At 61.0% G+C, this 24009-nt stretch carries 21 protein-coding genes; 15 read left to right on the forward strand and 6 right to left on the reverse strand.

Going from position 1 to position 24009, the window contains the following annotated elements; translation table 11 throughout:
* Window positions 1-172 precede the first annotated feature (172 nt).
* From infC to PLU72_04860, 12 genes are all read left to right on the forward strand, one after another.
* Entirely contained in the window at window positions 173-745 is a 573-nt protein-coding gene (gene infC / locus PLU72_04805; GenBank protein HOT27487.1) for a translation initiation factor IF-3, read from the forward strand.
* A gap of 23 nt (window positions 746-768) precedes the next feature.
* Window positions 769-966: a 50S ribosomal protein L35 gene (rpmI, locus tag PLU72_04810; GenBank protein HOT27488.1), complete on the forward strand. Its 198-nt coding sequence runs from the start codon at window positions 769-771 to the stop codon at window positions 964-966.
* A gap of 42 nt (window positions 967-1008) precedes the next feature.
* Window positions 1009-1365 carry a 50S ribosomal protein L20 gene (rplT, locus tag PLU72_04815; protein HOT27489.1) on the forward strand — a complete coding sequence of 119 codons (357 nt, stop codon included), beginning with the start codon at window positions 1009-1011 and terminating at the stop codon, window positions 1363-1365.
* Between the two features lie 129 nt (window positions 1366-1494).
* Window positions 1495-2316 carry an RNA methyltransferase gene (locus PLU72_04820; protein HOT27490.1) on the forward strand — a complete coding sequence of 274 codons (822 nt, stop codon included), beginning with the start codon at window positions 1495-1497 and terminating at the stop codon, window positions 2314-2316.
* Complete coding sequence (pheS, locus tag PLU72_04825) at window positions 2313-3326, forward strand: phenylalanine--tRNA ligase subunit alpha (GenBank protein ID HOT27491.1); 1014 nt, start codon at window positions 2313-2315, stop codon at window positions 3324-3326. The genes PLU72_04820 and pheS overlap by 4 nt, the downstream gene beginning before the upstream one ends.
* Window positions 3327-3338: 12 nt before the next feature.
* The gene (gene pheT, locus PLU72_04830) at window positions 3339-5723 is read left to right on the forward strand and encodes a phenylalanine--tRNA ligase subunit beta (GenBank protein ID HOT27492.1); all 2385 of its coding nucleotides are present in this window, start codon (window positions 3339-3341) and stop codon (window positions 5721-5723) included.
* A 34-nt stretch (window positions 5724-5757) separates the two neighbouring features.
* Window positions 5758-6084 carry a hypothetical protein gene (locus tag PLU72_04835; GenBank protein HOT27493.1) on the forward strand — a complete coding sequence of 109 codons (327 nt, stop codon included), beginning with the start codon at window positions 5758-5760 and terminating at the stop codon, window positions 6082-6084.
* 94 nt (window positions 6085-6178) lie between these two features.
* On the forward strand, window positions 6179-8464 hold the full coding sequence (locus tag PLU72_04840) for a VWA domain-containing protein (protein HOT27494.1): 2286 nt from the start codon (window positions 6179-6181) through the stop codon (window positions 8462-8464).
* Between the two features lie 137 nt (window positions 8465-8601).
* Complete coding sequence (locus PLU72_04845) at window positions 8602-9891, forward strand: nucleoside transporter C-terminal domain-containing protein (protein HOT27495.1); 1290 nt, start codon at window positions 8602-8604, stop codon at window positions 9889-9891.
* A gap of 116 nt (window positions 9892-10007) precedes the next feature.
* On the forward strand, window positions 10008-11093 hold the full coding sequence (ychF, locus tag PLU72_04850) for a redox-regulated ATPase YchF (protein ID HOT27496.1): 1086 nt from the start codon (window positions 10008-10010) through the stop codon (window positions 11091-11093).
* Window positions 11062-13836, forward strand: coding sequence for a SpoIIE family protein phosphatase (locus tag PLU72_04855; GenBank protein HOT27497.1), 2775 nt, complete (start codon window positions 11062-11064; stop codon window positions 13834-13836). The genes ychF and PLU72_04855 overlap by 32 nt, the downstream gene beginning before the upstream one ends.
* Complete coding sequence (locus PLU72_04860; GenBank protein HOT27498.1) at window positions 13833-14489, forward strand: class I SAM-dependent methyltransferase; 657 nt, start codon at window positions 13833-13835, stop codon at window positions 14487-14489. The genes PLU72_04855 and PLU72_04860 overlap by 4 nt, the downstream gene beginning before the upstream one ends.
* A 16-nt stretch (window positions 14490-14505) precedes the next feature.
* On the opposite strand, the gene PLU72_04865 is transcribed toward PLU72_04860, so the two are convergent.
* On the reverse strand, window positions 14506-16155 hold the full coding sequence (locus tag PLU72_04865; protein HOT27499.1) for a diguanylate cyclase: 1650 nt from the start codon (window positions 16153-16155) through the stop codon (window positions 14506-14508).
* On the reverse strand, window positions 16115-16468 hold the full coding sequence (locus PLU72_04870; protein HOT27500.1) for an STAS domain-containing protein: 354 nt from the start codon (window positions 16466-16468) through the stop codon (window positions 16115-16117). The genes PLU72_04865 and PLU72_04870 overlap by 41 nt, the downstream gene beginning before the upstream one ends.
* A 190-nt stretch (window positions 16469-16658) precedes the next feature.
* Here PLU72_04870 and PLU72_04875 point away from each other — a divergent pair, with 190 nt between their 5' ends.
* From PLU72_04875 to udk, 3 genes are all read left to right on the forward strand, one after another.
* The gene (locus tag PLU72_04875) at window positions 16659-17483 is read left to right on the forward strand and encodes a hypothetical protein (GenBank protein HOT27501.1); all 825 of its coding nucleotides are present in this window, start codon (window positions 16659-16661) and stop codon (window positions 17481-17483) included.
* 75 nt (window positions 17484-17558) lie between these two features.
* On the forward strand, window positions 17559-19424 hold the full coding sequence (locus PLU72_04880; GenBank protein HOT27502.1) for a transketolase: 1866 nt from the start codon (window positions 17559-17561) through the stop codon (window positions 19422-19424).
* Window positions 19425-19710: 286 nt separating this feature from the next.
* Window positions 19711-20370, forward strand: coding sequence for a uridine kinase (udk, locus tag PLU72_04885; protein ID HOT27503.1), 660 nt, complete (start codon window positions 19711-19713; stop codon window positions 20368-20370).
* A 2-nt stretch (window positions 20371-20372) separates the two neighbouring features.
* Here the strand turns inward: udk and PLU72_04890 are convergent, their stop codons facing one another.
* The 4 genes from PLU72_04890 to PLU72_04905 all read right to left on the reverse strand — a co-directional run bounded on the left by PLU72_04890 (window position 20373) and on the right by PLU72_04905 (window position 23998).
* The gene (locus tag PLU72_04890) at window positions 20373-21203 is read right to left on the reverse strand and encodes a hypothetical protein (GenBank protein ID HOT27504.1); all 831 of its coding nucleotides are present in this window, start codon (window positions 21201-21203) and stop codon (window positions 20373-20375) included.
* 1 nt (window position 21204) lies between these two features.
* Window positions 21205-22341 carry a SpoIIE family protein phosphatase gene (locus PLU72_04895; protein HOT27505.1) on the reverse strand — a complete coding sequence of 379 codons (1137 nt, stop codon included), beginning with the start codon at window positions 22339-22341 and terminating at the stop codon, window positions 21205-21207.
* On the reverse strand, window positions 22338-23042 hold the full coding sequence (gene radC / locus PLU72_04900) for a DNA repair protein RadC (GenBank protein ID HOT27506.1): 705 nt from the start codon (window positions 23040-23042) through the stop codon (window positions 22338-22340). Before radC ends, PLU72_04895 begins: the two co-directional genes overlap by 4 nt.
* Window positions 23043-23110: 68 nt before the next feature.
* Window positions 23111-23998: a metal-dependent phosphohydrolase gene (locus PLU72_04905; protein HOT27507.1), complete on the reverse strand. Its 888-nt coding sequence runs from the start codon at window positions 23996-23998 to the stop codon at window positions 23111-23113.
* Between the last annotated feature and the right edge of the window lie 11 nt (window positions 23999-24009).

The following is a 24009-nucleotide window of genomic DNA, read 5'->3' on the forward strand; positions in this document are numbered from 1 at the left end:
CATTGGATTTTCCGGCTCCGAGGGCAGGGACATAAAATTGAAAATTTGGCTTGACGAGGAATTCGAGGAGTGGTATTCTTTACGATACGCAAGAAGGACGTCGTCCTCACCTCCAGCCGAAGGCGAAGAGGTCTGAGCCCGGGAGACCGGGAGAAGCCATGAGTTTGTTCGCATGGGACGGCAATGTCTGCGTTGCCGTCCTATTTTATTTTTTTCGGGAGGTTGGGTTATCAAAGAGACCGTTCGTATCAACCGGATGATTCGCGTTCCTCAGGTTCGCCTCATCAACGAGACCGGCGAGATGGTCGGCGTGGTTCCGATTCAGGAAGCCCTCCGCATGACCGAAGAGCGCGGATACGACCTGGTGGAAGTGGCCTCAGGCGCCAATCCGCCGGTGTGCAGAATGATGGACTTCGGCCAGTTCAAATACGAGATGACCAAGAAGGCGAAGGAAGCCAAGAAGAAGCAAAAGGTCATCAAGCTGAAGGAAGTCAAGGTTCGACCGAAAACCGACGAGGGTGATTTGCAGACCAAGTGCAACCAGATCCGCCGTTTCCTGGAAGAGGGCGACAAGGTGAAGGTTTCGGTGTTTTTCAAGGGGCGCGAGCGCGCGCACATGGACGTCGGGTTCAAGGTCGTCGAGCGAATGAAGGAAATATTGTCGGAGGATGTCGGCATCGAGAAAGACGCAGGCATCGAAGGCAATACGATCACTATGATTCTCCAGCAGCCCAAGAAAAAGTAATCCACCCGCAGGAGGGAATCGTCATGCCAAAAATGAAGACCAACAGTGCAGCCAAGAAGCGATTCAAGGTCACCGGTTCAGGCCGCATCCGCCGGTTCGGCGCCTACGGCAGCCACATCCTGACCAAGAAAACCAGCAAGCGAAAGCGCAACTACCGCCAGTCGAAACTTGTCCATCCCGGTGACGAGAAGGCCATCAAGAAGATGCTTCCCTACGGCTGATCCCGGCCGCACAGTACCCGCTGAATAGCAGGAGGAAACCACATGCCACGTTCAAAAAGTTCAAGCAATTCCCGACGCAAGGAAAAAAAGGTATTCCGGCTGGCTAAGGGCTTCTGGGGAGGCCGCCGCAAGGTAAAGAAAACCGCAAAGGAAGCGGTTCTCAACGCCCTCTGGCACGCCTACAACCACCGCCGCGACCGCAAGCAGGACATGCGCTCGCTGTGGATCGTCCGCATCAACGCGGCCTGCCGCACCCATGACATCAGCTACAGCCGCTTCATGGACGGCCTGAAGAAGTCCGGCATCGCCCTGAACCGCAAGGTTCTGGCCGAGATGGCCGTGAACGACCCTGAGGCCTTCAAGAGCGTCGTCTCCGTGGCGAAAGCCAAGACGGCCTGACACGAAAACCGGCGGCGCGATCGTGCGCCCGAGAAAAACCCCCGGGGAAACCCGGGGGTTTTTCGTCAAAATTATGGTATACTCTGGCCGCTTTCATGTCCCCTCTCAGAAAGGATGTTCTCGTCTTCCGTGAAATACCTCACGTCGGCTCATAACCCGGTGTTCACCTGGGCCCGGCGACTCGTCGAACGGCCCGAGGCCGGCGAAGACGGGACCATGACCGTCCTCCTCGAAGGCGAAAAGCTAGTTCTCGAGGCCCTTCGCTCGGGCGCGAGACTGCGCGGGCTGTTCGTCGTCGAAGGGCGTGAAAGCGACTGGCAGGCGTATGAAGCGCTTCTCCACATCCTGACGCCCGAGCTGATGAAGCGATTATCGGGCATCGAGACCCATTCTCCGGTCGCCGCGGCCGTTGCCCTGCAGCCGACCCGCCCGCTTTCCGAGACGCTGTCCCGGGCGAGGACGGTCGTCGTGCTCGACCGGGTCCAGGACCCGGGAAACGTCGGCACGATCATCCGCTCCTGCGAGGCGCTCGGCGCCGACGCCCTCATTCTCTTGCGGGGAAGCTGTTCGCGCGGCAACATGAAAGTTCTGCGGGCGGCGATGGGTTCCGCCTTCCGCCTGCCCCTGCACCTTGTTTCCGACCCGGCGGAGCTGCTCGCCGAGCTCGGCCGTGCATCGTTCACGCCGCTGGCGACGGCCATGGACGGTCGCGCGATCTGGGAAAAGCCGCTTCCCGAGAAAACCGCGCTGTTTTTCGGCGCCGAGGGAACCGGTCTCGATGCGGCTCTCGCGGCCGGATGTCACGAAACCATCCGCATCCCCATGCAGGGAGCGGTCGAATCCCTCAACGTGGCGGCATCCGTCGCCATCTGCCTCTACGAGCGGGCCCGCCCCGCTCGTTCCAACGGCCAGTCCACGTCGCAGACGCGACACACCAAGGAGACATCATGACGGAAACTCACGACACGATCTGGCAGCTGTTCGAGACCGAGAAAGCCGCGGCGAAAGGCGCCAAAGAGATGGAAGCGCTCCGCGTCAAGTTTCTCGGAAAAAAGGGTCTGGTCACCGAGCTGTTGAAGACCCTCGGCAAGCTCCCTCCCGAAGAGCGCAAAGCGGCAGGCGAGCGCATCAACACGCTCAAAAACCGGATCGGCGAAGCGCTGGACAGCGACCTGTCGAAGCTCCAGGCCGCCGAGGAGGCCGCCCGGCTCAAGGCCGAACGCCCCGATCCGACGTTGCCCGGCACGATGCCCCTCCCAGGCACGATCCACCCCGTGACGCAGGTCGCCCTCGAAGTGGCCCGCATTTTCCAGTCGATGGGTTTCTTCATGGCAGACGGCCCGGAGATCGAGGACGAATACTACAACTTCGAGGCGCTGAACGTGCCGAAGCACCACCCGGCCCGCGACATGCAGGACACGTTCTACCTCGAGAACGGCCAGGTTCTTCGCACCCAGACCTCGCCTGTCCAGATCCGCGTCATGGAGACGATGCAGCCGCCGCTGAAGATGATCGCGCTCGGCAAGGTGTTCCGCAAGGACAGCGACATCACCCACTCGCCGATGTTCACGCAGATGGAAGGTCTCGTCGTCGACGAAAACGTATCGCTGGCCGACCTGAAGGGCACGCTGAACATGTTCACCGAGGCGATGTTCGGGAAGCGGCCGACCCGCTTCAGGCCGAGCTTCTTCCCGTTCACCGAGCCGTCTGCCGAGATGGATATCCAGTGCGTCTTCTGCTCGGGCAAGGGGTGTAAGGTCTGCAAGGGAAGCGGCTGGATGGAGGTTCTCGGCTGCGGCATGGTCAACCCGCGCGTGTTTGAGGCCGTGAAATACGATACCGAGAAGTATACGGGTTTCGCGTTCGGGATGGGCATCGAACGCATCGCAATGCAGCGCTACGGCATCAACGACATCCGGCTCCTGTACGGATCCGACATCCGCTTCCTGCGCCAATTCTGAGGAGACACACCCATGAAGATACTGTTGAGCTGGCTTCGTGATTACATCGACATCCAGGTTTCCCCCGAGCAGATCGCGGACGCCCTGCAGATGGCGGGCATCGAGGTCGAGTCGATCCACCAGCCCGGGAAGGGACTTTCCAAGGTCGTCGTCGGGCAGATTCTCACGCGCGGCCCCCACCCCAACGCCGACAAACTCTCGATCTGCATGGTGAACGTCGGCGCGACCGAGCCGCTGAAAATCGTCTGCGGCGCCCCCAACTGCGACGCCGGCAACAAGGTGCCCGTGGCGACGATCGGCGCGTCGCTGCCGACGGGCTTCGAGATCCGCAAGGCGAAGATTCGCGGCGAAGAGTCGTTCGGCATGATGTGCAGCCGGCGCGAACTCGGCATCAGCGACGAGCACGAAGGCCTCTGGATCCTTCCGGCCGACGTTTCTATAGGAGAAGATATCGTAAAGGCGCTCGGCATGGAAGACGTGATTTTCGAGATCAGCGTCACGCCGAACCGGGGCGATGCCCTTTCCCACCTCGGCATCGCGCGCGAGCTCTCGGCGATCTTCAACCTGCCGCTCCACCGAAACGGCCTGGCCGGCGTTGCCGGGGAAGGCGACGTGACTTCCCAAACGAGCGTCACGATCGAGGATTCCGACCTCTGTCCGCGGTACGGCGCGCGCCTTGTTCGCAACGTGAAAGTCGGGCCGAGCCCCCGCTGGCTGCAGGACCGCCTCGAGAAGATCGGCCTGCGGACCATCAACAACGTCGTCGACGTGACGAATTATGTATTGATGGATATAGGTCACCCCATGCACGCGTTCGACTTCGACCGGCTCGAGGAGCAGCGCATCGTCGTTCGCCGCGCGAAGCACGGCGAGATGATCCGCTCGCTCGACGGCGTCGACCGCAAATTGACGACCGAGATGCTCGTCATCGCTGACGCGGCCCAGCCCGTCGCGATCGCCGGCGTCATGGGCGGCTTCAACACCATGGTGACCGAAACAACGTCGAACATCCTGCTCGAAGGCGCCTTCTTCGATCCGATCTCGATCCGAAGGACGTCGAAAGCCCTCGGCCTGATGTCCGACTCGTCGTATCGGTTCGAGCGGGGCACCAACATCGACAACGTGCCGATCGCCCTCAACGAGGCGGCGCGCCTTCTGGCCGAGATCGCCGGCGGAACGGCCGTCGCCGGCATCGTCGACGCGTATCCGGAACCGGCGCCGCTCAAACGCGTGATGCTCCGCACCCGGCGCGCCTGCCGTCTGATCGGCGTCGACCTGAAGCCCCAGCAGCTCGAAACCCTGCTGCTGCGGCTGAAGTTCGAGGTCACCCGCGAAGGCGAAACCCTGTGGGTCGGCGTTCCGCCCTACCGGCACGACATCGAGCAGGAGGCCGACCTGATCGAGGAGTGCGCCCGCCTGTTCGGCTACAACAACATTCCCGCGAAGCTTCCGGCGATCTCGGCGCCGCCCCGCCTGGAGACGCCGATTCAGAGTCTCGTCAAGCGCGTCCGCGACCATCTCACGAGCCTTGGCCTCCATGAAACGATGACCTATAGTTTCATTCCGACCGCCACCCCGCCGGAACTGGCCGAGTGCGAGCCGCTCAAACTCCAGAACCCGCTTTCCGAGGAGCTGGCCGTCATGCGCACGGGCCTGATGGCCGGCATGATCGACGCCGTCAGGCGCAACGTCCTCGCCGACGAGTATGATCTGCAGCTGTTCGAAATGGGGCGCGTCTTTCACCGGGGCGCCGGCGGCATGTCCCAGGAGTCGGACCGGCTGTGCATCGGCCTGTGCGGCGCGGCCAACATGCGCGACTGGCATCGGAGCCGCGAGGCGAACGACATCTTCCGGCTCAAGGGCCTGATCGCCTCGATTGGGAAGCTGGCAGGCCAGACCGTCCAGTTCAAGGCGGGGTCATCACCCGCTCTGCATCCATCGAACCAGTTCCAGGTTCTCGTATCCGGCAAGACCGCCGGGCATCTTGGGCAGGTCAACCCGAAATGGCTCGACAACCGCAAGCTTCCGCGCGAGATGTTCTTTGCCGAGCTCGATATCGGCCTTCTCGCCGACGCGCCGCGCCAGATGCCGAGGTTCAGGGCGATACCCGAGTTCCCCGCCGTCCGACGCGACCTCGCCCTCCTTCTCCCGCTCACCGTCCGTCACGACGACGTCGTCGGCATCGTGAAGTCCGAGGCGGGCCCTCTGCTCGAAGACGTCAGGCTGTTCGACGTGTATCAGGGAAAGGGCCTCGATCCCGACCGCCGGTCGCTCGCATTTTCATTGACTTTCCGCTCGCCGGAGCGCACTCTTACGGAAGAGGATGTTCAGCCCAGAATCGATGCCGTCGTCGCCAAAATAGCCGCGGAGCTCGATGGCCGGCTTCGCGACAAGTGACGTGAGCATCGACAGCGGCATGGGAGGATAACGTATGCATGAGTTGTATACAATATTTCTCGATCAATCCGTGGCTCAGTTCACCACGATGGGCCTGTTATTCTTCATCTCGATCGCCTGGGTATACAGGCTCTGGTCCAACGCTCAGCTTGCACACGTCAAGTTGACGACCGCGGAAAATATTCAGATCTATGGTTTCGGGGTCGTCGCCATGATCACCGCCATGATCATGTTCGGGTATATCGCCTTTCCCAACAATGCGGAAAACCTGCTCGACATGATCGGGTTGAAATACCCGCTGTTCGCCTTGACCAGTTTCGTTCAGCGGGGAATTCTCTGGGTCATACGGCTGTTCATGTAAGTCCGTCGCAACAAGCCGCCGGCTGTCGGGCAATCCGCAGCCGGCGGCTCTCGTTCAGGATATCAGTTCAAAACACGCGAGGATGGAGGATACGATGAAACGACTCTTCATGCTTTGTCTGATGGTTTGCGCTTTCCTTGCCGCCTTGGGGAGGCCTCTCTGGGCCGACGGCATGATCATCCCGATCGATCCCGAGGATCCCCGGCGCGAGCGCGTCATTTTCCGGCCGCCGATGCCCGAACAGAGCTTCACGGTTCCGTTGTCGGTCACGCGACATCGCGTCACCGTCGAGATCAAGGATATTGCGGCGTCGACGAAGGTCGACCAGGCGTTCTACAACCATGAAAACCGCGTCGTGGAAGGTCTGTACATCTTTCCGCTCCCGATCGGCGCCTCGATCAGCGGCTTCGCGATGGACATCGAAGGCAAGATGACGAAGGGCGAGCTGCTCGACGCCGACAAAGCCCGTTCCATCTATGAAAACATCGTCCGGCAGATGCGCGACCCGGGCCTTCTCGAGTTTTTCGGTACCGGCATCTTCAAGACCCGCATTTATCCCATCGAGCCTCTGAAAGAAAAGCAGGTCAAGATCGAATACCAGGAAGCGCTGCGCGCCGAGGGAAATCTCGTCAGATACGTGTATCCCCTCAACATCGAGCGGTTCTCCCAGGAACCGATGAAGGACGTATCGATCGAGATCAGGCTCACCTCGAAAACCCCGATCACGACGATCTACTCCCCCACCCACTCGATTTCGATCAAGAAGAACGGGGACTACGCAGCGACGATCGGCTTCGAAGCCGACTCGATCCGCCCCGACAAGGATTTCGTGCTCTACTACGCCCTGTCGCAGAAGGATCTGTCGATGTCGTTCCTCGCCAATCGCCCCGACCCGAGCGAGGACGGCAGTTTCATGGTCATGCTGGCGCCGCGCAGCGAACTTCAGCAGGCCGCGATGCCGTCGATCGACGTGGCGCTCGTGCTCGACACGTCGGGCAGCATGGCCGGCGCGAAGATGGACCAGGCGCGCAAATCGCTCGAGTTCTGCGTGAACGCGCTCAAGAAGGGCGACCGTTTCAACCTGATCAACTTCTCGACCGACGTCGACGGGTACAAGAACGAGCTGGTCGAGATGGACGACAAGACCCGCGCAGGGGCGCTCGAGTATATCAAACGGCTCGAACCGGTGGGCGGAACGAATATATCTGATGCGTTATTGAAAGCCATTCGCCAGCTCAAGGACAAGAAGGCCAACCGCCCCTCTTTCATCGTCTTCGTGACCGACGGCAAGCCGACGGCCGGCCTTACCGAGCCCGAGGAGATCATCCGAGAGCTCAAGAACGCCAACGACGCGAAGGTGCGCATCTTCTCGTTCGGCGTCGGCGACCAGCTGAACGCCCCGCTCATCGACCGCATCGCCGAGGAGCACGGGGGCGCCTCCGACTACGTCTCGGAGAGCGAAGACATCGAAGCGAAGGTTTCCGGCCTCTTCTCGAAGCTGACCCACCCGGTCATGACCGACGTCAGCCTGACGATCAAAAACGTCGACGTTTCGCAGATCTACCCTCAGCGTCTGCCAGACATCTTCAAGGGAAGCACCGTCACGGTTCTCGGGCGGTATCGCGGGCCCGGCGAGGCTCTCGTCACCCTGACCGGCAACATCGACGGCAAGCCCGTCAAGCTCGACTACGAGGCGTCCTTCCCCGAGCGAGAGACTGAAAACGGCTTCGTCTCGCGCATCTGGGCGACCCGCAAGATCGGCTTCCTGCTCGACCAGATCCGCAAGAACGGCGCCGACGATGAGCTCAAGAACGAGATCGTGACGCTCGCGAAGCGGTACGGCATCCTGACCCCCTACACCTCCTACCTGGTGGTGGAGGACAAGGACCTTCCCGGCCCGAACCTGCGCCGCATCATGGCGCCGTCGCCATCCGCCGGAGCCCCCGGCCCGTTCCTCGAGGAGGCGAAGGGGCGCTTCGACAGCCTCAGTTCCGCCCAGGAAGGCGCGGACGCCGTCTCGGCTGCCCGGGAAATGAACGTGATGAAGCAGGCCGAAGCGCCGATGCAGTCATTTTCGACCGCCAGGCCGTCCTCGGCCCCGACGTCGATGGGCGGCCTCAAGGCACCGACCTCGCGCGAGATCGGCGACCGCACGTTCTACCTGATCGACGAGAAGTGGGTGGACGGCTCCGTCTCGTCCGAAAGGGCGGACGTCACGATCAAAGCCTACTCGGCCGCCTACTTCGAACTCGCGAAGAAATACCCGGCAATCAACAAGTTCCTGGCCCTCGGCGACAAGCTCATCCTGAAAGTCGAAGGCAAAATCGTCGAGATTTCCGCCGACCGCGGAGTGACCGAGGCCGGCGATCTCGGCATCTGACCTGATCTGTTGGCATACCTGCGCCGCGGCCCCGACTGAGGGCCGCGGTTCTTTTTTCCGTCACCATCACGGGCCGGTTGTGATATCATTGCGCGGAAAGACGCCTCACGACACGGAAAGGAGCCACACGCCCCGTCATGGAACATTTCCTGAGCCTGATCGGAATCCCGATCCAGATCGCTATCTGCTACGCCCTTTCGACGAACCGGAAAAAGATCAACTGGGTTCTCGTCGCCGCAGGAATCACTCTCCAGTTCGTCTTCGCTCTGCTGATTCTCAAGACGGCTCCGGGCCGTGCGTTCTTTGATTTCATGAACACGATCGTCAACACGATCCTCAACTTCACCGGAGAAGGCGCCGCGTTCGTATTCGGGCCGCTCGCTTCCGCGGGCACCGAGAAGAGCATCGGGTTCATCTTCGCGTTCCAGGTGCTCCCGACGATCGTTTTCTTTTCCTCCTTCATGACGCTCCTGTATCACCTCGGCATCATGCAACGGCTGGTCTACGCCATCGCGCTCGTCATGCAGAAGACGATGAAAACCTCCGGCGCCGAATCGCTGAGCGCGGCCGCCAACATCTTCGTCGGCCAAACGGAAGCCCCGCTCGTCATCAAGCCGTATGTCGCGAAGATGACCCTGTCGGAGCTCAACTGCATCATGGTTGGCGGCATGGCGACCATCGCCGGCGGCGTCATGGCCGCCTACGTCGGCATGATGCGCGAGCATTTTCCCGACATCGCCGGCCACCTGATGGCCGCCTCTGTCATGTCTGCCCCGGCTGCGATGGTGTTCGCGAAGATCATGGTTCCCGAGGACGGCGAGCCCGAAACCTCGGGCAAGTGCGAACTGAGAATCGAAAAAATCGATCAGAACGTGATCGATGCTGCGGCCCGAGGCGCTTCAGAAGGCATGGGTCTCGCCATCAACGTTCTCGCGATGCTGATCGCCTTCATCGCCCTGATCGCGATGGGGAACCACGTCTGGGGCCTTGTTTGCGCCGCGGCCACGAAAGTTTCCGGCCTCGACCTCACGAAGATGGACACCCTCAACGAGCTGCTCGGCTATCTGAACATGCCGTTCGCCTGGATGATGGGCGTTCCCAGTCAGGACCTCCTGGTCGCCGGCCAGCTGCTCGGCGAAAAGACGGTTCTCAACGAGTTCGTCGCTTACGCTCATCTCGGCGAGATCGTCAACAACGGCACGTATCTCGGCCAGGCCGTGTCGCTCCAGCCGCGCACATGGGTCATCCTGACCTACGCCTGCTGCGGCTTCGCCAACTTCGGCTCGATCGGCATCCAGCTGGGCGGCATCGGCGGCCTCGCGCCGCACCGCCGCGGCGACCTGGCGAACCTCGGCATTCGGGCCCTTATCGCAGGCACCTTCGCCAGCTATCTCACAGCCAACATCGCAGGTCTTCTCGTCTCCTAAGTTCCCGTTTTTCAAACGTCAAACGTCTCACTTCAAACTTCCCGCCGGCTGTTTCCAGCCGGCGGGTCTGTGTTATGATGCGAGCATTCACAGCACCGTTCCAGGAGGTCTTTCTCATGAAAATCGGACTTGCGGGCCTGCCCATGTCGGGCAAGACCACGATCTTCAACATGGCGACCCGCGCCCAGGCGCAGGTTCGCGACTTCCTCGCCCAGAGCGACGAGGTCAACACCGGCGTCATCAAGGTTCCGGATGCCCGCCTGGACTACCTGACCGGCATCTACAAACCGAAGAAAACGATCCATGCGACCGTCGAGTTCACGGATATCCCCGGCGTCAGCAAGGACGAGAAAGGCTTTTCGAGCAAGACCCTCGCGAACATTCGCACCTGCGACGCGCTGATGCTGGTCATCCGGGTGTTCGGCGGCAGCGACGTGCCGCACGTCCACAACCGGGTCGATCCGGCGGCGGACCTCGAGGAACTGTTGCTCGAGTTCGTGTTTTCCGATCTCGAGATCGTCCAGAACAAGATCGAGCGCGCCCAGAAAGAGCTGAAAGCCGGCAAGAAGCCCGAAATCCTGCGCGAAATCGAGTTGATGGAGCGGCTGAAACAAACCCTCGAAGCCAATCGGCTCATCTCGAGCATCGAACTGTCAGCCGAGGACGAGGCGCTGATGCGCGGCTTCAGATTCCTGACCCAGAAACCGGTCATGCTCGTCGGCAACTGCTCCGAAGAGCAGTTCAAAAACCCCGGCGACGAGACCGTGAAGACATTCGGCGCCGCCTGCGCGAAGCACGGCTGGCCCAGCCTTCTCATCGCCGGCAAAACAGAGATGGAGATCTCCGGCCTTTCCCCCGAGGAAGAGGCCACGTTCCTCCAGGAATACGGCATCGCCGAGTCCGGTCGCGACAGGCTGATCAGGGAAGCATACCGTGTACTGAACTATATTTCATTCCTCACGGTCGGCGAGGACGAAGTTCGCGCCTGGCCGATCCAGCGGGCGACGCGCGCGCAGAAAGCGGCCGGCAAGATCCATTCCGACATCGAACGCGGCTTCATCCGCGCCGAGGTTGTCGCCTACAAGGATTTCGTCGAGAAGGGCGGCATGGCGGGCGTCAAACAGGCCGGCCTGATGCGGCTCGAGGGCAAGGAGTATCTGGTCGAGGACGGTGACATCATCAACTTCCGCTTCAACGTCTGATAAAGGGCCGCCGACACCGGCTCCGTCCGTTTCTCCAAAACGGGTTCCCCTCCAGCGGAAGCTCTCCGTCGGCATCATCGTAGCCCTTTCGGTCATCACGTTCTTTTTCGTGATGACCACGGCGTTATTTCGCGATATCGAGAGGTTCGTCGACCTGGTTCTGACTCCCGACATCCGGATCGCGCGGCTGTACGAACGATGCGGCAACCTCTGGAGCCAGATCGACGATCAACTCGCCATCAGCCTGGCCGAAACGTCCCGCGTGGATCCCCTGATCGACGAGGAGTTGATCGCGAAGTTCGAGGGGACACTGGCTGAACTCGACGGCATCGTGACGATACCGGCCCGGCGGGCAGAGTTTCTCAAGCTGACGCGGCTCGCAGCCAGCTATACCAGGCAGCTTGCGGAGCTCGACCGGCACAACCGCCGGCGCGGAGAAATCACACGGCTCGACGCCCAGAGGCGCACGAAGGCGGCACAGGCCATCTCCGCCCGCACGACCGAATTGGCGAAACGCTTCAAACGCATGCTGGAAGACGCGACGTCCACCCTCAACAGCCCGGAATTCCAGCAGTCTCTCGGCAACACGTCCTCGATGGTCACGACCATCTCGAAAATTGAGAAGGACCTCCAGGTCGTGGAGGTGGAAATCGGCCTGTATGTCGCGAAAAAGGCGGATTCCGCAACCGTCCCGGGAGCCGCCCCCGCACGCATCAATCTCCCCGATCGCATCCTGAAGCGTCTGCAGTCGATTCTCGGCCTTCTGAACCGCTCGTTGGAGGAAACGAACAGCCCCCTCCAGAAACGGGTTCTCGGAAAAATACATACAAGTATATATGACTTCAAAACCTCGTTTCTCGATCTTCGCGAGATGCTAGAACGCCCCGACAGCGAAAAAATCGAGATCGACGATCTCCTGTCCGGCTCGCTCGAGCGGATCGACCGCGTTTTCGACGAAGGACAACGGCTGGTGACGTCCGAGGCGGATGCGTTCTGGTTCAGGATTCATGCCACGTCCACGAATCTCGTCAACGAAACGAAGCGTGACTTCTATATCAGCTTCGTCTTTCTGGCGGTCGCCCTCGCAGCCGGCCTGTACATTCTGTTCACCTTCCCTCGCCGCGTTGCCGAGCCGCTTCAGCAGTTGAAAATGCAGGTCAAGCAGTTCAAACTGGGTGATTCATACGAACTTGAGCCGATCGAGAGCGACTCGGAGGAAATCTACTCGCTGGGCGAGTCGTTCCGAAATCTTACTCGAGACCTGAGCGAGCAGGCGAAAATCAACAAGGATTATCTGAAGACGATCCCGGAACTGACCGATATCTTCCGCGAATTCGAGGTCACCAGAAACGATCATGGGAAAGGGGAACAGGAGTTCGGCAACGATGCCGATCGGAAGATCCGCTTCGAAACCGCCGTCGGGAAGGTGCTTTCCCTGTTGCGGGAACGGCTTCCGAGCATCGGCCTGCTGAAGGTCATGGTCCGCGGCAACGGTCCCGCGAACCAGCCCGGCTACTGGCGTCTCGGCGAGCCCGTCATGTCGGACGAGTTCAAACGCTCGGCCGAGTTCGAACCGTATATGGCCTCGTTGGGCGCCCCCGACAGTCAGAGACTGTCCCCGTCGCAGGAGTTCATCCCCGAGTCGGAAGGCCTGACGGGCGGGTATTTCGAGGACATGAAAGACGCCAAGATATCGACGGATGACGGCAGCTTCTTCCGGAAGACCTACAACATCAACTCCATCCAGGATAACCCGCTGCTTCGCAAGCGGACGTACGAACAGGGTCTCGAGGGAAGCCTGCACCTCGAGCCGCTCAAGCCGCCCGAGTCGGACACCGACGAATACAGCCGCCTGAAGCAGCCGGAGTATCTCGGCGTGCTGTTCGTGTATTTCCCCGAACCAGACACGCTGCTTTCCCTTCAGGATATGTCCTTCATCAAGATCATCGCCGATCAGATATCGGCGCTCATCGAAACCGACAGCCTGTTGAAGGAAAAGGATTCGAAGGAGCGCATCGAGTACCAACTGTCGATGGCCAAGGAGATTCAGGGCAACCTGCTTCCCCGGGCCACGCCGACCGTGCCGGGCGTGAGGATCAGCAGCGTCAGCAAATCCGCCGGTGAAGTCGGCGGCGATTACTACGACTTTTTCGAACTCGGGCCGCATCGTCTCGGTATCGTCATCGCCGATGTCTCCGGCAAGAATATTCCGGCGGCGATCATCATGACCGTCTTCAAAATGACGCTCTCGATGATGGATCTCGCCAAACTCTCCGCCGCCGGGGTCCTCGAGAAAGCGAACGAGATCATCCAGAAGCACATCACTCCCGACCGGTTCATCACGGCGATGTACGTTATCATTGATACCGAAACCGGCGACATCGAACTCGCGTGCGCGGGTCATAATCCGGCGATTCTCGCCCGGCCGAAGGGGGAGCCCAAGCTCGGCATTCACACGGCAAAAGGAATCCCGCTCGGAATCATGGACATGCCGTACGAATCGAAGACGTTCACGATGCAGCCGGGAGATATGCTGGTCATGTATACGGACGGCGTCACCGAGGCGCGCAATCCCGCAGGGGAGGAATACGAGGAGAGCAGACTGAAGCGATTCCTGTCGGATCGGCGGGCCGCGAACCCGGCAGCGGCGCTGCTGGACAACGTGATTCAATTCATCGGCGATGCCGAGCAGCACGACGACATCACGGCCGTCACGGTTGAGTTCCTTGGGAGAAAAACATGAATTCTGATCCGGAACTTCTTTCCCGAACATTCTGGGACAAAGCCTGGTCGCGGTTTCTCAGGCACCAGGGAATCATCGCCCCGTCGGCGAAGCTGATCCAGCATATGGCCCGGCTGGTTCCGCGCAACGGGTTGGTCCTCGATCTCGGATGCGGCGAGGGGCGCAACACGATCTATCTCGCTCGGATCGGCTTCCGCGGGGTCGGGCTCGACCTGTCGAAGAAAGCCGTTCAGGTCGTCGACAACAATATTTTCGAGGAGGAAGTGAAGGCGTCGTGCCTCGTGGGCGACGCGCGCGCGCTTCCCTTCGGCAACGCTTCGCTGGATGGCATTCTCGCCCATCACCTGTTCGACCATCTCGACAGGAACGGTCTGTATGCGGCGTTTTCAGAGTGTTTCCGGGTATTGAAGCCCCAGGCTCCGCTGCTGATGACGGTCGATACGTTCGAAGCGCTTCGCGGCAGCCGTCACGCGATCGTCCGCGACGACGGTTCGATCTCGCACGTCAGCGGCCCGCAGAAAGGGCTCCTGGTGCGGCCGCTGGCCGACGAGGATCTCGCGTATCTTCCCGAGCACGGCTGGGAGCAGCTGAAGAACGAAAAGACGCCGGGCGGCAGCAGGATCGCGATGTTCCGGAAACGCCCGGGGTGCTGAAAAAGCGGACTCGGCTTCAGGATTCGGCGGGTGGCGTCGTGTGGGGGGGTTTCGACGGGTCGAGCTGCGGAGCCTGCGTAACGCGGTTCCGGCCGCTCTCCTTCGATTTATAGAGGGCCATATCCGCGGCCTTGATGAGATCGTCCATTTCGAGTGCCGAGTCGGGAAACACGGCAACGCCGAGGCTGGCCGTGAACTTGATCGTCTTGCCGCCGGCCTCGAGGGAATCCATCTCGATGGCGCGGCGCACGCGCTCGGCGACGGCCATGGCGCCTTGCATGTCGGTTTCCGGCAAAACCAGGGCGAACTCCTCGCCGCCGTACCGCACCGGCAGGTCGTGCGTTCTCACGGCCTTGCGCATGATCGTGGCGACGCGCTTGAGCACTTCGTCGCCGGTCTGGTGGCCGTAGGTGTCGTTGAACTTCTTGAAATGATCGACATCGATCATGATCAGGGCGAGAGCCCTGTTGAAGCGGGCGGCGCGCTTGACCTCGTCGAAGAGGCGCTGTTTGAAATACTTGTGCAGATATAACCGCGTCATGCCGTCGGTGATGGCCTGCTCGTACAGTTTCGCGTTCTTGACGGCGGCCCCGAGCTGGACGGCGAAGACGGTGACGAGACGCTGATCGCGCTCCGAGAACTCGCTCCCAGAGGTCTTTTCACACATGTGCATCGCGCCGAGGAACTCGCCCTGGTGAACGATCGGCACGATCACGAAGGATTTGCCGAAGACGATCTCGTCGATCTCGGGCATTTTCTGCGTCTCGGCCACTTCCCGCATCATCTTGATCGGCTCTTTGTTGGTGAAAAGCTTCTGGCAGACGCCGCTTCGGGCAAGAGGAATCGTATCGGGAATGTCCGTCGTGTCGCCGAGGTGGCTGCGGAGGGTGAACGCCTCGTGCTCCTCGTCGTACAGCCAGATCGAGCCGCGCTTGACCTCGGAGATCTCGGAGGTCGCGCTCATGGCCATGTCGAGCAGCGTCTGCAACTGAAGCTCGGAGGCGATCATCTGAGTCGCCTGGTACAGGATGCTGACTTCCTGGATCTTGTCGTCGAGGCGCTTATTGGTGTCGCGCAGATCGGCCATCAGGAGGAAGTTATTTATTGCGACAGATATATTTCTCGAAAGAGTCGTGAGAAAACTGATTTCCTTCTCGGAGAACGTCTCGCGCTTGAGCTTGCGCCCGACGACCAGGAAGCCGATCAGCTTTTCGCGAACCTTGAGGATCGAGATCGAGTTGAGATCGTCTTCACGAAAGTCGGCGACCAGCCCCTTCATGAACGGGAACTCTTCGATCGCAAAAGTGATCGGATCGTTCTGCTTCTCGATTTCCTGCGCTTCGGCGGAAGAAAGCGTATGAACGGCTGACTTTTTCGAAAGCTTCCAGGAGCAGCGGAGAGAGACGCTTTCCGACATGGCATCGAAAATGAAGATACCGCCCTTGCTCACGCCGAGGGTGCCGAGAAGCAGATGCAGGAGAGATTTCAGCTGGGCGTCGAAACTCGTGACGCGGCAGAGCTCGTCGCCGATGTCGCTAAGCGCCTTGAGTACATATTCGTAACGAAGAACCTGTTGTTGGGCGTCCGTCTCGATTCCCGTCACGATGACTTCCGGTTCCTGGGCTTCAGGAGCTCTTGAAGGAGGCGACAGCCTGCTCTTCGGCATCGAAAGCTTGCGCGAACTGGAGCAGGCCCATCATCTCGAACGTCTTGCGGTTCGTCGACGTCAGATTCGTGAAAGCGAGCGCTCCGCCAGCCTCTTCGATTGCCTCGATGACGCCGATCAGGATCGAGATGCCGATGCTGTTGATGAGCGGCGATTGATCGAGGTTGATGACGATTTTCTTGATGTCCTTGCCCAGATGCTCGGAACACACGGTATCGACCTGCTCGGCACCGAGGTCGTTCAGATACCCTTTTGTGCGGATGATCAGAACGGGTCCGTCCACCTGATGAACCAAGGAAAATTCGTCTGCCATATCGACTCCGGTTGGGCTCGGTCACTCTCTTCACGACGATGCCCCGGGTATTGCAGCTGATCCTGTCGATACCAAGGCGGCATCACGCACTCGGGGTCACAATAACACAAAACAGGATACCACACAACAACCCTTCCCAAAAAAGTTTCACTTGCACAACCTGAAATTCTGAATACACTTTTACCCCCAAATGTGGAATGTACGTTTCCAACGCACGATCCGCGGACTCGCGCTTTTCCTCGCAGCCCTCGGCATCATTGTCGCGCTCGTCTGGATATTCGCAGACGCACCGAATCGTGTACATCCCGCCAATGCGAAAATCTTCTACACAACCCATCAGCTCAGGTCGGAATTCTGGCCGGGAAGCACCTGGCTTGCACTGCTCGGCGGCATCATCGCCGCTTCTCTGATCGGGGTTCCGTCGGGCCTTCAGTTCGCATGCCTGTTTCCGTTCGTTCCTCCCTTGAAAGCATGGGCGTTCATCGTCATCTCGCAGGTTTTTTCGACCTGGCTGATTCTGCGCATCCATTCCGGAAGAGGACTATCCGGGGCAGCAGCCGAACTCGGGGAAGCGGCCGCCGGCGCGGGAGATCCGCTGAGACTTGCGTGGTTCCTGCGCCTCCTCCTCGGTCTCCCGAACCGAAGCATCGATCTCGCCCTGGCGGCCAGGACAGATGCGGTACACCCGCCCCGCAGGCTCGCACTCTGGTCTCTTCCCGGCCATTCCCTGCGCGCGGCCGGTGTCGGCCTCTGGATCCATGCGATTTCCTTGTTGATCATCGATTTCAGGCCGTTTCCCGAATACGATTTCGCCCTGGCGGGCACCATGACCGTGGTTCTTTCGTTTTTCTGGCTCCTCCCCTGGATCCCCGAACTCATTCCTGGCGGCGCGCCGGTTCAAAAACTCGTTTCCCTCTGTGCGGGCGGCGTTCCGGCCCTGCCTGAACCCGAAACCGTTCCTCAAGGGGCAGAAGCGCCGCAGACCGGCGCCCCGGCCGCTCCCGCGAAAGGATAAATGCATTCCCGGGTGGAAAAACGATCCGCGGCATGGTATAAGGGTTCTCGCACATTCATCCCGCCAGGAGGACCCATGAGCCGCAATACAGGGCCACTCATCAAGGAATTGAAGCACAGGGCAGCAAGAATCCGCTTGCTGTCGCTCCAGACGACTGCCAAGGCAGGCTCCGGCCACCCGACGTCCTGCTGTTCGGCCGCCGATCTGCTATCGGTCCTTTTCTTTCACACGATGCGCTACGATCCGGCGCATCCCGAGTCGCACGCCAACGATCGCCTGGTCATGTCGAAGGGTCACGCGGCCCCGGCGTTGTATGCAGCCTGGTGCGAAGCCGGCTTTCTCAAGGAAGCGGACCTGTTCACGCTCCGCCAGATGAACTCCCCGATCGAAGGGCATCCGATGCCCTGCCTGCCGTTCGTCGATGTCGCCACCGGCTCCCTCGGCCAGGGGCTGTCGGTTGGTCTCGGCATCGCCCTCCAGCAGTCACGCGTGCTCAAGAGCGACGCGCGCACCTACGTTCTGCTTGGCGACGGCGAAATGGCCGAAGGCTCTGTCTGGGAAGCCTTCGCCCTCGCCGCCCACCTCAAGATGGATAACATCACCGCGATCGTCGACGTGAACCGCCTCGGCCAGAGCCAGGCGACGATGCACGGACACGACATGAACGCCTACGCCCGCAAGATCGAGTCCTTCGGCTGGGAAGCGCTGGAAGTCGACGGTCACGATTTCGAGGAGCTCCTCACCGCATTCGACCGCGCCGTGAAGGTCTCGGGGAAACCCGTCTGCATTCTCGCCCGCACCTTCAAGGGCCACGGCGTCGCCGCGATGGAGAACAAAGACGGCTGGCACGGCAAGCCCATGAAACCGGGCGCCGAGCTTGACGCCGCCTGCGCGGACGTCTCGAACGACATCATGAAAAGCCCGCCAGCCCCGGTCATCCACAAGCCGTCCCCGGCGAAGGGCACCATCCCGGGCGGCCCGGTCGCCCCGCATATCCCGCCGGCCCCCTACCAGGCCGGTGCGAAGGTCGCCACACGCCAGGCCGTCGGCGATGCGCTCGTCGCGCTCGGCGACGCCGATTCCCGGATCTGGGTCATCGACGGCGACACGCAGAACTCGACGTTCGCGGAAAAGTTCACCCAGAAGTTCCCCGACCGCTCGGTCGAGTGCTTCATCGCCGAGCAGAACATGGCAGGCATCTCGGCCGGCCTCGCAGCTCGCGGCCTGATCCCGTTCGCCTGCACGTTCGGGGCATTCCTGGCCCGCGCCTTCGACCAGATCCGCATGGCGGCCCTTTCCGGTCTGAAGGTGAAATTCCTCGGAACCCACGCGGGCATCTCGATCGGCGAAGACGGCCCGTCGCAGATGGCGCTCGAAGACATCGCCTCGTTCCGCACGCTTCCGAACGGTGCGGTGCTCTATCCCTCCGACGCGGTTTCGGCCTACCACTGCATCGCCGAGCTCGCCCGCCACAACGGCCCTGGCTACGTGCGCCTCTCCCGCCCCGCCACGGCCCTGCTTTACAAGGCCGACGAAAGCTTCCCCCTGGGCGAACTGAAGATCGTGCGACCGTCCAAAGCGCCGAAACTGACCGTCGTTTCCGCCGGCGTCATTCTGCACGAAGTCCTCAAGGCCCTCGACACACTCCCGAACGGGAACCAGGTGCAGGTGGTCGACCTGTACTGCGTGAAACCCTTCCCGACCGAGAAGATGATCGAAGCGCTCAACGCTTCGGGCGGCCGCATCGCGGTGTTCGAGGAACACGCTCGCGAAGGCGGCATCGGCGAAGCGATCGCGAGCGGCCTCGCAGGCCGGATTCGCGACTGGAAGCACGTCGCCGTGACCAGCGTGCCCCGCTCGGGACCGCCGGAAGCGCTTCTCGACTCGTTCGGCCTCTCTTCCGCGAAGATCGCCGCAACGATTTCCGGACTTCTCTCCTGAGATCCGCAATGCGCGCAAACAGGCGTCCCTTCCGGGGGGCGCCTGTTTTTTTTGCATTTCTTTTTCGTCTTCGGAATCCCATCGGGGACTTCCAGCGTATGCGCTTGTTTGCGTTTGTCCGTTCCTGTCTTTCGGCGACGGCCGATTCGGCGTTAAGGAATCTTCAGTTCCAGCCGAAACAGGGTATGGTTTTGTTTGCCTCCTTATGTTTCGGACCGGGTTTCTGAACCCGGTCTTTTTTTTGGCCCGCATCCCGTGACACGGGGCGCAGAAGGGAGAACATCACGTGACGGAAATCTATGTCATCGGCATTTCAGGCCTCTCGGGATCCGGCAAGAGCAGCGTATCGAAAGCGATCGCGAAGCGGTTTCCCGGCAAGGTGTCGATTCTCGAGCATGACATGTATTACCGCGCGAAATCGCAGCAGACGATCAAGAATTACGATCATCCGGACGCGCTCGAAACGGATCTGCTGATCAAACACATCTACCAACTCAAGGACGGCAAATCGATCGAACGACCCATCTACGATTTCAAGACCTCGGACCGCCTGAAGGAAACCGTCACGATCAAGCCGCATCCGATCCTGGTCGTCGAGGGGCTGCTCCTTTTCTGCATCGCTGAGCTGATGCCGCTCTGCGATTTGCGGATTTTCGTCGACGTGCCGCTCGACGTCGCCATCATCCGGCGCCTCAAGCGGGACCATATCGAACGAGGCCGGACGGTGCAGAGCATCATCGCCCAGTATGAGAGCACGGTACGCGATGCGGCAATCAGCCTCGTCCAGCCGTCGCGCTACGTCGCCGACCTCATCATCCCGCACGGCTCGAACAACCAGGTCGGCCTCGAGGTGCTGTACGGCAAGATCAACGACCTGCTCCACAACGCGAAACCGCCCGCGCACGACATGGCGCGGACGGTCGGCAACAAGGATTTCGAGGTCTGAATTCAGCGCATCGGCCAGGGCAGGTCGGTCGGAAGCTGGAATAGATTCGGCGGCGGAATCGGGATCGCATCGACATCGACGGGGAGCGTGCTTCCCGATGCGGGGGCCGGGGCGAACGTCTCGACCAGCAGACGGTTGATGGCGTCACGCTCGTCGGCCGCCACCTCCTGCCATCCCCGGACCGTCAGAGCCCGGTGGATGTCGGCGTTCGCGAGCCAGTTCCGGCCGGCCGGCGGCAGGGCGGCAAGCCGGCTCAGTACGGCGGCTTCGACGGCTTTTCGGGTGGAGTCGTCCCATGCGACGATGCGCCGGTCGCGCAGCTTGAGCGCCATCTGGACCAGTTCGATGAAGGCCGCGAGCGACCGCCGCGTTACCGGAGGCGTGCCGGCGCCGAGTACGTCGAGTTCCTGGGCATTGATGCGGGAGATCGCCCGCGAGAGGTCGAGCCGGGGCTCCTTTTTCGACTCGCCGAGGAACACGTCTTTCAATATCACTCGATATTGTCCGCGACGTTCCGGCGGCGACGCGCAGACGTCCTTCCACAGGCTCGCCACCTCCTTCAGATCGTCGAGGAGATCGCCCTTGAACTGGAGATATTCCTGCATCAGTGCCGTCCGGACCGATTCCTGCTCGGCCTGGGTCATGGCGATGCCGAACGCGAACTCGATGCAGTTGAAAAAGACGTTCGCCTGCCCCATCGAAAGAGGCCGTTCTCCCGGCACGAGGATTCTCGCCGCTTCGGGGCCCTCGAGCGGGTACCACCCGGGCGTTTCGCCAAACGCCGGCGAGGCCAGCACGACGAAGATCATGACATATCGAATAATATATTTCACGTCACACCTCCAGAATCATCAGGCTTTGGTCGTCATGCGGCACGTTCGCTTCGGCCGCACGTTTGAGATGCCCGACAAGCTCCCCGAAGGGGTCTCTGCCGGCAGAAGTCCAGTCGGCGATCATTTTCCCCAGCCAGTCGCCGTCGAGAGACGGATCGTTCTTGTGAACCTCGGTCACGCCGTCGCTGCAGCACAGGATACGGCATCCCGGCGGCAGGGACAACTCCCTGGACTGGTATCCGTCGCCACCTCCAAGACCCAACGGAGGGTTTTGAAGTTCGATCCTGGATACGGCGCCGTCGGCACCGACGAGGTAGGGATTCTCGTTCCCCGCACAGGCGACCTGGACAGAGCGCGCGTCCCGTTTCCATCGAAGGCAAACCATCGTGACGAACAGGGGAAACCGGTCGGCGATGAAACCGACCAGACGATCGTTCAGTTTCTGCAGGAGGGCTGCCGGCATCGTGGCCGACGGCAGTTCGTCGCGGACGAAGCCGTGAAGCAGCGGCACGAACTGGGAGGCGAACAGTCCTTTCCCCATGATATCGCCCAGCATCAGCCAGCCGCCATCCGCCTCCTCGCGCACGAACATCACGTCGCCCCCGACGATCTGGGACTGGGCGTTCCAGAGCCGGACGCGGGCCCCGGGAAACGTCGTAACGTCCGACGGCATCAGGGCCTTCTGGATGGTCCTCGCAAGTTCTATTTGCAGGTCAATTTTTTCCTGGCGCTCGCGGAGTTCGAACACGCTCTTTTTCAGGGCCGTCTCGAGCATGTGGCGGTCCGTCGTGTCGCGGGCGGTCATTACATATCCGACGCAGTCTCCGTTCTCGCCCCTGAGAGACGTGGCCGTGATCGACAACCACCGGTCGCCAACGGGCACCTCGGCCCGATAGGGTTTCTCAGCCCCGGACTCGCCGACGATCTTCCGTATTTTCCAGGGGCATCGGTGACAGGCATCCATCGGTTTTCCGCGTATTTCATCCAGGGCGACCGACAGGATCTCCTCGGCCTGCCGGTTGAGGAACACGACGTTTCCGTCGCGGTCGGCGATGACGATGCCATCGCCCAGCGAGTGGAACAGCGAACGCCCCAACCCTGTCTGGAACGGGGCTTCGGAAGACGTTTTGTCGGTCATGACAGGAATCCGTTCTCTCTGAAGCTGAAATAGCCTTCGTGTTCGCGGCCCAGGATGAGATGGTCGAGGAAGCGGATGTCGAGCGTGCCGGCCGCGGCCGCGAGGGCGCGCGTGATCGCATGGTCGGCGGTCGAGGGTTTCAGGTGGCCGCTCGGGTGGTTGTGCGCGACGAGAATGGCCGTCGCATGCAACGCCAGGGCTCTTCTCATCACCAGCCGCGGATAGACGGCCGTCTGGTCCTCGACGCCCTTCGAGAGGGCTTCTTCGGCGATCACCGTGTTGGCGTTGTCCAGGAACACGACGCGGAATTCCTCGACCGGAAGGTTCGCCATGATGCCGCTGAGATAGGTGATAGCCGTGCTCGCGTTGGTGATGGTGGGGGTATTCCCGAACGTTTTGAGCTTGAGGACGTGATGGGAGATATCTCGCACCAGGTGCAGCATGCGGGCGGCGGAATCGGGGATTCCGCCCTCCTCCATCAGCCTGTGCCGCGGGGCCGCGAAAACGCCGGGCAAATCCTTGAATCCGGCGAGCAGACGTTTCGCCTGCGGCTTCGTATCTATATATGGTATGCAATAGAACAGCAGGAATTCCAGGATCTCGTGCTCGGCGAAGCCCTGGAGCCCGGCCCGGTCGTAACGCTCACGAACGCGTTGCCGGTGGCCGTGCGGGCTGGTTGCGTCCTTTTTTGGGGCCGGCACGGGGCGCTCCGGCCTCCGGAACTGAGAACCGGATGCCGGACCGGGCGGGTGCTTCGGGCCGTTCCCGTTCAGAATCGGCCCCCCTTCAGGTTGCAGGCCATTCCCGGCTCGATCTGGAGATTGTCGTACCAGTCGTCGTGCTCGACCTCGAAAATGTTCGCGTGCAGGTTCGCGAGAATCTGTTTTCCCTGTTGGGTCAGCCGGAGGTAGGGAATGACCTCCTTCACGTAGGGATACACGGTCTTCCAGTAGAAGCGGGGGAAGTGGCGCTTCAGATCGCCCGGGTCGGCATAGCCGAACTCTTTGGCGGCGCCGGTCTCGGTGAACTCGTAGTAAAGGGCGCTGATCTTCTTGAGGTAGCGCGGATCGCTGAGTTGGCCGATCAGATCGGCGGCGCGCACGATGTTCGGATAGCTCATTCCCTCGTTTCTCGCCTGGGACTGAGGCACGGGAAACCGCGTCAACTCGATGTTCGCGACGATGAGATCGGCCTTGAGGATCTGGTGGGCCCCGAACCGCTCCCAGATGAACAGCTTGCCGCGATCGACGTGATACGGCGTCAGGGCCGCATCGGTATTGCCGAAGCCCACCTTCACCATCTCGCTTCCGTTCCCCGTCGCGTATTCGCCGGGGCGGTCGGCGCGGCAGACGCCTCTGACGTAGCCGATGTCGTGGCAGGTCAACGAAATGATGCAGTGCATCCAGTCGTAGGGGGTGACGCCGCTCTGGCGCAGCTGCCGGCCACGCAACATTTCCTGGCCGACCAGCGTCACGAGGATCGAGTGTTCGACGTTGTGGTAGAGCGCATCGCTGTTCGCGATGTTCTCCATCGCCATCAACCCGGCCCACGCGATGATGTCGGCATATTCGGGATTCTGGCCGCCGAAACTCCTTCGGTAGCCGTCCCGGAGGCGTTTGATGAAATCATCGATCATGAGCTCAACGGCATTGAACATGACTTTCCTCT

The sequence above is a fragment of the Candidatus Ozemobacteraceae bacterium genome, assembly GCA_035373905.1.
Taxonomy (GTDB): Bacteria; Muiribacteriota; Ozemobacteria; order Ozemobacterales; family Ozemobacteraceae; genus MWAR01.